The sequence below is a fragment of the Natronorubrum bangense genome (genome assembly GCF_004799645.1).
GTDB lineage: Archaea > Halobacteriota > Halobacteria > Halobacteriales > Natrialbaceae > Natronorubrum > Natronorubrum bangense.
On record NZ_CP031305.1, the window covers coordinates 3,071,751 to 3,079,186 of the forward strand.

Consider the following 7,436-nt stretch of genomic DNA (forward strand, 5'->3'; position numbering starts at 1 on the left):
GCGCACCTATTATGTGGATAAAATTATTCATCTGCCCTAGAACACATATTGATATCGTACGCGAGGCCCTAGCCAGGTGCGGCGTTCCGCTTGTGGCTCGCCGGCGATCGCAGCGCCGTTAGAACTGGTAGCGGCGCTCGTCGTCCATCGAGGGGTACTGATCCGCGCCAGTCATCTCTTCGAACGTCATTCCCGAGAGATACTCGTCGTAGGTGACGTCGTAGGCCGACCGGAGCTGGAAGTCGAGTTTGCCGGTGTCGACGGTGGTCTGAAAGAGCATGTGGATCGCTCGACGGACGAGTTCGTCAGTGTCTTCGGGCTCGAGTGCGGCCTCGAGTAAGGCGAGTTCGTTTCGCGCTTCTCGATCGAGTGAGACGGTGAGTTCGTCGTCTAACTGGCCGTAGGAATCCTGTACGTCGTTGGTGAGATCGTCGAGACTCATAGGTTAGGGGACTCGAGCCGGCGGGATAGGGCTTTCGTGGTCGATCGAGTGCGATCGGCAATCGACTCGAACGATCGAACCGCCACCAGTAAGACGGCCCACTCGCTAGGACGACCGATGAGTGAGAGCGACGGTGACGCCGACAGGGCGTGGACGCTGCCCGACGACCGCGAGGCCGTCCGTGAGGCGCTGATCGCGTGGTACGAAGCCGACCACCGCGACTATCCCTGGCGGCAGACCGACGATCCCTACGAGATCCTTGTCAGCGAGGTGATGAGCCAGCAAACTCAACTCGATCGGGTCGTCGAGGCATGGGCGGACTTTCTCGAGCGCTGGCCGACGGCGGCCGATCTCGCTGCCGCTGATCGAGCGGACGTGGTTGGCTTTTGGACGGGCCACAGCCTGGGGTACAACAACCGAGCGAAGTATCTCCACGAGGCGGCCCAGCAGGTAGAGGAGGGGTACGCTGGCGAGTTTCCGTCCACTCCCGACGAACTACAGGAGCTGATGGGCGTCGGTCCCTACACCGCAAACGCCGTTGCGAGTTTCGCGTTCAACAACGGCGACGCCGTTGTCGACACGAACGTCAAGCGGGTCTGCTACCGCGCGTTCGGCGTGCCCGACGACGAGACGGCCTTCGAAGACGCTGCGAACGACCTCATGCCCGAGGGCCGGTCACGAGTCTGGAACAACGCGATCATGGAACTCGGCGGCGTTGCCTGTACGCAGACGCCGCGCTGTGACGAGGTCGGCTGTCCGTGGCGCGAGTGGTGTGGCGCCTACGCCAGCGGCGACTTTACCGCCCCCGACGTCCCCACCCAGCCAAGTTTCGAGGGGAGTCGCCGGCAGTTCCGCGGTCGCGTCATCGGCACGCTCCGAGAGTACGACGACCTCGAGATCGATACGCTTGGCCACCGTATCCGCGTCGATTACGTACCCGACGGTGAGTACGGCCGCGAGTGGCTCGAGGGACTGCTCGCTGATCTCGAGTCGGATGGGCTGGTCGATCTCGAGGGCAGTGGCAGCGACCTCGTCGCACGGCTCCAGCGGTGACGGTAGCCACGAACGCACTCGAGTGTTAGACGACGAGGAAGACGAGAATCGCGGCGATGATGAAGACGGCTTTCAGCCCCGTGTTGACGATGATGACTTTGGTACCGAACGCCGAGCCCCAGATGCCGTACTGAAACGGGATCGATCGTTTGACTGTGCCGACTGTCAGCGAGAACAGGCTCCCGACGAGCAACGCAAGCACCGCTTGGGCACGAGTGAGCACGTCACCGATCATGGGGGCGACGGTAACTGCACCCATTGTCGGATCGACGAGTGAGACGACGATCACCGGCACCGCTGCGGCCGGGAGTCCGACGAGGCTCGCCACCGGGTCGACGATGGCAGCCGGCTCTTCGATGCCGACGACGGCGAAGGCGGCGAGTAACTGGTCGGTGTACTCGAGGGCGAGAAAGACAAGCGAGTAGACGACCGCCAGTCGCGGGACGATCGATCGCAGTTGATCCGCCGTTTTTGCACCGGCGTGGCGGAGTGTCTCTCGGTGTGTTCGTTTCTCGTCGTCGGGCATCTCCGGTTCGATAGCGCTGCTGTCGTACTCGTAGCCACGCAACAGGACGGCACCGGCGAGCAGGCCGACGACCGAAATGGCAAGCGAGATTCCAGCCCGCGCACCGACGTACAGCAACCCGGCGTGAACCCCCAGAATGGGGACGAGGACGGGGCCGTAGTAGGTGAGACTGTGCTTGAGAAAGCCGAAAAACGTGTTGATGACGATGGCGATCAGCGTAGCGCGGTCGTCGAGGAGCCCGGACTCGCGGAACTCGGCGAGCATCCCGTAGCCGGCGGTGACCGAGAGCGTGTTCGTCAACACGGCAGCGCCGACTTCGTCGGGCAGATTGGCGGGCTCGGTCAGATAGCGACCGACGCGGGCGATGACGTCGACGAGACCGTACCCGACGGCGAGATTCGCCAGCCCAACACCGAACCCGATCAACAGCGTGATCGTCAGGACTCGTGGGAGCGCTTCGGTCAGCAGGACGGAGAGCGGCGACTGCACACCGACCGCTTCGAATTCCGACACGAAAGGGCCGTCGGTCACGGCACACGTCGGGGTCGCGAAACGCGCTCGAGCGTCGTGTTGTCCGCCAGTCTATTTGGGGCTTGCAGCCCTCTGTGCTGACATGACCGACGTTCACGTCGCCGCAGTCTGTGGCAGCCTCCGTGATGCAAGCACGACTCGTCTCGCCCTCGAGGTCGCTCTCGAGACCGCCGAACGGGCTGGAGCCAGCACCGAACTGCTCGACTTGCGGGCGTTCGAACTCCCGATTTTTGACGCAGATCGCGACCGGGAAGACGCAGGCGATGCAGCGGAGTTGACGGCTCGAATCCGGGACGCTGACGCGATCATCCTCGGCTCGCCGGTGTATCACGGCTCGTATGCGTCGCCGCTCAAGACCGCACTCGACTACTGTGGGTTCGACGAATTCGAGGAGACGACCGTCGGCTTGCTCGCGGTCTCAGGTGGGGCGTTCCCGGTGACGGCACTCGAGCATATGCGGTCGGTCTGTCGGGCGTTGAACGCGTGGGTGATCCCACACGAGGCAGCGATCGCGAACTCCCACTCGGCGCTCGAGGACGGCGCGTTCGTCGATCCGACCCTCGAGGATCGTGTCGTCACGCTCGGCAGACGGGCAGTCCAGTACGCGACGATCGAACCGGATCCGGCGTCGTTCGAGAGCGACCAGAACGTCGGTGCCGAAGAAAAGTAGCGGCCCCAGTCGCGATGACTGCCGTTGCGTTCGATTCGTCCGACGGCAGTGCGATCCGGCTCAGGTGCCACGATAGGGACCGAGAAACTGCTCGAAGCGCTGCTGGTGGGCGAGGAACGCAAACAGTCCAAACGAGAGATAGCCCAGATGCTGGACGTCGATCCACAGGACCACCGTTGTGATCTCGAGTGACAGCGGCGGCGTGATAAATCTGAGGTCAGTGAACCACGCCGATGCGAGCAGCGTCGCTGCGCCGACGGCCAACAGGAGTGCGGGGATGAGTGCTGTTCGCACCGTCGCCGAGTGCATCTGGGTGGAGAAGACGGATCGCTCGAGAATGAACTGCCCGGTGAGAATGCCAGTAAACACGACGGTCGCGACAAGCAGACCGGTAACATCGCCGATCAGTTCAGCCACGAGCAGCCAGACGACCCAGCCGCCAGTCAACGCGAGCGCAGCCGCGAGTCGGTGTGGTTGGCAGAGATCTCGCACGTCGCTGACTGTTGCACCGAAGACGCCAGCCCGAAGGAGCGAGCCACAGAAGAGAATCCCAAGCCCGGCCAGTGCCGTCGATGTCGTTCGAGAGCCGACGACGAGGCCAAACCAGAGTCCAACAGTGACTGCTTCGACGGTGGCTATCGAGAGCGCCGCGGTCAGCCCGACGATTCGCTGTCGAGTCGTTCGCCCGAGGATGCCGGGCTGTCGGATGACGCTCATACGGACACATCTCCGGCACACCCCTTCGTTATGGTAGCCGTTAACTCACCGTAACGCGAAATCCTCCGGACGAGTTCGCCGGTTCTGGATTTATACGTGGGTAATATTCTGTTTCTCGAACCGGCGAACTGTACAGCACTTCCCGGCGACCCCACCGTGTGTCATACAGCCACTGACGCGATTGCCGGGTCCAGATCGAGACCCCTCTGTCGCTGACAGCAACCCCAGCTCGACGTTCGTTACGGCAGGCGTGTTCGCCGTGTTCTACGCTCTCGACGTTCCGTAAGCGAGTCCGACACCGCCTACCAAACCGGTGTCATTTTCGAGCTTTTCGAGCGAGTAGGTGTCTGTTACCGACCGTGCTCGCCGTAAGTAGGGCGTGAATACTCGTCGGGCGCGTGCTCGGTCAGATCGAAACGTTGGACAGAACTATTTACGGGGATGTGGTCGGATGCGATTATGCCCGAAACGGAACAACAGGACAAGACGCTGTCCGAGATTGTGGTCAAAGAAGCAGTCGAAAAGGGAATGGACTCACCACTACGAGAGTCGATCCTCGAGGCCGTCGAAGAGGCGGACGGATCGACACCGGGAGGATCACCGACGCTGCCGCTTGCAGGGGCCCTGTTCGGCGTGGGTGCTGCGCTTGGCTTTCTCGCGGGACGGCAGTCGTCTGAAATCGAAGACTCGTCGATTCAGGACATTCAAGAGCCCGAAATCATCGAAAGCGTCGTCGAGAGTGTCTCCGAAAGCGACGAGGAAATGAGCGCGAGCGCAGCGTCCGAGCCCGAGTCCGAATCTGAATCTGAATCTGCGTCTGACGACGAATCCGAAACGGAGACCGAAACCGAAGCGGACGAGGGCTCGAGCCGTCTTGCTCGAGTGTTGCTTGCTGTGGGCGTGCTTGGTGCAATCGCGATTCTCCGCCATCGTCTCTCATCAGGCGAGCAAGACGAGTGGGAACCGATCGAGGAGTTCGAGCCGGCGACGAGTGCTGATATGGACGATGAGACGGCGGTCGACACGACAGAAACCGGACCTGGAGTTGACGAAACCGAGGCTGACGTTGACGAGACCGACGAGGAGTAACGGCTAGCGTTTACCGCCGACTCGAACGGTAGACAGCCGTGCTATCGCGTCCCGGCTGTCGGTTCGACCCACGGATCGACGCGTCGACAGCGCTCTCGTCTTGACGAAGGAGCTAAGGGGGCGACGCCGACAGTGTGTATCCAATGGAGACGACCCACCGCGTCTTCGTCGGTGACTCACGAGACCTGGCCGAGATCGACGACGACGCAGTCGAACTCGTCGTCACGTCCCCGCCGTACCCCATGATCGAGATGTGGGACGACCTCTTTACGGCGCTCGATCCGGCGATTGGCGACGCACTCGAGTCCGGTGACGGCCGCGCGGCGTTCGACGCGATGCACGCCCAACTTGATCGCGTCTGGGACGAACTCGAACGCGTACTGGTCGACGGCGGTATCGCCTGTATCAACGTCGGCGACGCGACACGCTCGCTCGACGATAGCTTTCGGGTCTACGCAAACCACGCCCGCGTCCTCGAGGCGTTCGAGTCTCGTGGATTCGATCCGTTGCCCGATATCCTCTGGCGCAAGCCGGCAAACAGCGCGGCGAAGTTCATGGGGAGCGGGATGATCCCACCCAACGCCTACGTCACGCTCGAACACGAGTACGTGCTGCTCTTCCGGAAGGGCGACGAGAGCCGTTCGTTCGAGCCGGGAGCCGACCATCGCTACCAGGCCGCCTACTTCTGGGAGGAGCGCAACCGCTGGTTTACCGACGTCTGGACCGAGGTGCAAGGTGAGCTACAGACCCTCGAGTTCGCCGACGACGACCTCCGTGATCGGTCAGCCGCGTATCCACTCGAGATTCCCTACCGGCTGATCTGTATGTACTCGGCCTACGGCGACACCGTCCTCGACCCCTTCTGGGGCACCGGAACGACCACGCTCGCAGCGATGTGTGCCGGCCGCCACTCGGTGGGATCAGAACTCGAGGACGCGTTTCTCGAGGTGTTCGACGACCGGATCGCCGATGTGCCGTCGCTGTCGCGCTCGGTCAGCCGGGCACGTCTCGAGCGCCATCGCGAGTTCGTCACACGCCGTCGCGAGGACGGAAACGAGTTCGAGTACGAAGCGACCCACTACGAGACGCCAGTCGTGACGAAGATGGAACGAGACATCCAGCTCCGGGAGGTGGCGGCCGTCGAGACGCTCACGGACGACGCCGAGTACGGCTATCGAGCGATCCACGAGCCGCTGGCCCTCGAGTGAACGCAGCTAGGGTTCGACGATAATCTTGATCTCGTCGTGCTCGCCGCCGAGCAGCGTATCGAAGCCGTCGACGATCTCCTCGAGCCCGATTCGGCTGGTGATAAGCGGCTCAGGATCGAGTGTCTCGTCGGCGAACATGTCGATGACGGCACCGAACTCCACGTCACTGTTGGGGCCGCCTTCGTACGCCAACGTCCCAGAAACGGTGCGTTCGCCGAGGACGATTTCGTTTGGCTCGATTTCGACGCTCTCTTCGAAGATGCTGACGATGGTGACCGATCCGTCGTTTTTCACCGATCGGATCGCGTCCCGAACCGTCTGTTCGATCCCGGCGACTTCGAACGTCGCATCGACGCCACCGTCTGACTGCTCGATGATCGCTTCGGGGGCGTCCGTGTCGATCGGGTTGAACGTCATATCCGCACCGACTTCGGCAGCCAGCTCCCGTCGTGCATCCTGGGGCTCGATGGCATACACCGGATTCGCACCGGCGGCTTTCGCCGCCTGAATGACGGTCAGCCCGATCGGGCCAGTGCCGTAGACGGCGACCGAATCGCCGGCGGAAAACTCCGCGTTTCTTACGGCATGTAGGCCGACACTGAACGGTTCGACCAGCGCGGCGTACTCGGCCGGCACGTCGTCGGGAACCGGAATCGCCTGCTCGCTCGAGACGGCGATCTGTTCAGAGAAACCGCCACCGCCGCCGGAGAGGCCGATGAAACCGCCAGACTCACAGAGGTGGTACGAACCGTCCTCGCAGTACCGACACTCGCCGCAGTACAGAATCGGGTTGACGGTGACGGTGTCGCCGACGGCGATATCCTCGACGTCGTCACCGATCTCGATGACTTCGCCGCCGAACTCGTGGCCCATCGAGACGGGGGCTGTTTCTCCAGTTACTGGATGTGGGGCATCGCCAGGAATGAAAATCGGGCCGGCAGCGTACTCATGCAGGTCCGACCCACAGATCCCTGCCGCGATGACATCGATCAGGACACTGTCGCGCTCGACGACCGGTTCGGCGATCTCATCGACCTGGATGTTCTCTCGTCCATGGAATACGGCAGAACGCATGCTGCTCTCTTCTCGCCGAGAGCAGATAAACACCGTGTGCAACGGTGGCAACAAACATGACCTAACCCCGTCAAGAAAGATATCGCTTCAGTATAATATTTACCTCGGCCCGACGAACAGCCGGGT

At 62.3% G+C, this 7,436-nt stretch carries 8 protein-coding genes; 4 read left to right on the forward strand and 4 right to left on the reverse strand.

Translation table 11 applies throughout. The features are described from left to right. Positions 1-118: 118 nt before the first annotated feature. Positions 119-442: a hypothetical protein gene (locus tag DV706_RS15320; protein ID WP_006067672.1), complete on the reverse strand. Its 324-nt coding sequence runs from the start codon at positions 440-442 to the stop codon at positions 119-121. Between the two features lie 117 nt (positions 443-559). Here DV706_RS15320 and DV706_RS15325 point away from each other — a divergent pair, with 117 nt between their 5' ends. Next, the gene (locus DV706_RS15325; protein ID WP_049889983.1) at positions 560-1,495 is read left to right on the forward strand and encodes an HhH-GPD family protein; all 936 of its coding nucleotides are present in this window, start codon (positions 560-562) and stop codon (positions 1,493-1,495) included. A 25-nt stretch (positions 1,496-1,520) separates the two neighbouring features. Here the strand turns inward: DV706_RS15325 and DV706_RS15330 are convergent, their stop codons facing one another. Further along, the gene (locus DV706_RS15330) at positions 1,521-2,510 is read right to left on the reverse strand and encodes a nucleoside recognition protein (protein WP_049889984.1); all 990 of its coding nucleotides are present in this window, start codon (positions 2,508-2,510) and stop codon (positions 1,521-1,523) included. 124 nt (positions 2,511-2,634) lie between these two features. On the opposite strand from DV706_RS15330, the gene DV706_RS15335 reads away from it, so the two are divergent. Next, positions 2,635-3,222 carry an NADPH-dependent FMN reductase gene (locus DV706_RS15335; RefSeq protein WP_136350915.1) on the forward strand — a complete coding sequence of 196 codons (588 nt, stop codon included), beginning with the start codon at positions 2,635-2,637 and terminating at the stop codon, positions 3,220-3,222. 60 nt (positions 3,223-3,282) lie between these two features. On the opposite strand, the gene DV706_RS15340 is transcribed toward DV706_RS15335, so the two are convergent. Next, a complete protein-coding gene (locus DV706_RS15340) occupies positions 3,283-3,939 on the reverse strand; it encodes a hypothetical protein (RefSeq protein WP_006067675.1) in 657 nt (218 codons plus the stop codon). Positions 3,940-4,398: 459 nt separating this feature from the next. Between DV706_RS15340 and DV706_RS15345 the strand changes: the two genes are divergently transcribed. Both DV706_RS15345 and DV706_RS15350 read left to right on the forward strand, forming a co-directional pair. Then, entirely contained in the window at positions 4,399-5,028 is a 630-nt protein-coding gene (locus DV706_RS15345) for a hypothetical protein (protein WP_049889985.1), read from the forward strand. A gap of 143 nt (positions 5,029-5,171) precedes the next feature. After that, positions 5,172-6,236 carry a DNA-methyltransferase gene (locus DV706_RS15350; RefSeq protein ID WP_136350916.1) on the forward strand — a complete coding sequence of 355 codons (1,065 nt, stop codon included), beginning with the start codon at positions 5,172-5,174 and terminating at the stop codon, positions 6,234-6,236. 6 nt (positions 6,237-6,242) lie between these two features. Here DV706_RS15350 and DV706_RS15355 read toward each other — a convergent pair whose 3' ends face one another. After that, positions 6,243-7,310, reverse strand: a complete 1,068-nt coding sequence (locus DV706_RS15355) for a 2,3-butanediol dehydrogenase (RefSeq protein WP_006067678.1) — start codon at positions 7,308-7,310, stop codon at positions 6,243-6,245. Between the last annotated feature and the right edge of the window lie 126 nt (positions 7,311-7,436).

Excerpts from the sequence above, each read along its gene's own strand:
- DV706_RS15350 (WP_136350916.1), top strand. The coding sequence starts at position 5,172 with ATGGAGACGACCCACCGCGTCTTCGTCGGTGACTCACGAGACCTGGCC.
- DV706_RS15335 (WP_136350915.1), top strand. The coding sequence starts at position 2,635 with ATGACCGACGTTCACGTCGCCGCAGTCTGTGGCAGCCTCCGTGATGCA.
- DV706_RS15325 (WP_049889983.1), top strand. The coding sequence starts at position 560 with ATGAGTGAGAGCGACGGTGACGCCGACAGGGCGTGGACGCTGCCCGAC.
- DV706_RS15355 (WP_006067678.1), bottom strand. The coding sequence starts at position 7,310 with ATGCGTTCTGCCGTATTCCATGGACGAGAGAACATCCAGGTCGATGAG.
- DV706_RS15340 (WP_006067675.1), bottom strand. The coding sequence starts at position 3,939 with ATGAGCGTCATCCGACAGCCCGGCATCCTCGGGCGAACGACTCGACAG.
- DV706_RS15320 (WP_006067672.1), bottom strand. The coding sequence starts at position 442 with ATGAGTCTCGACGATCTCACCAACGACGTACAGGATTCCTACGGCCAG.
- DV706_RS15345 (WP_049889985.1), top strand. The coding sequence starts at position 4,399 with ATGCCCGAAACGGAACAACAGGACAAGACGCTGTCCGAGATTGTGGTC.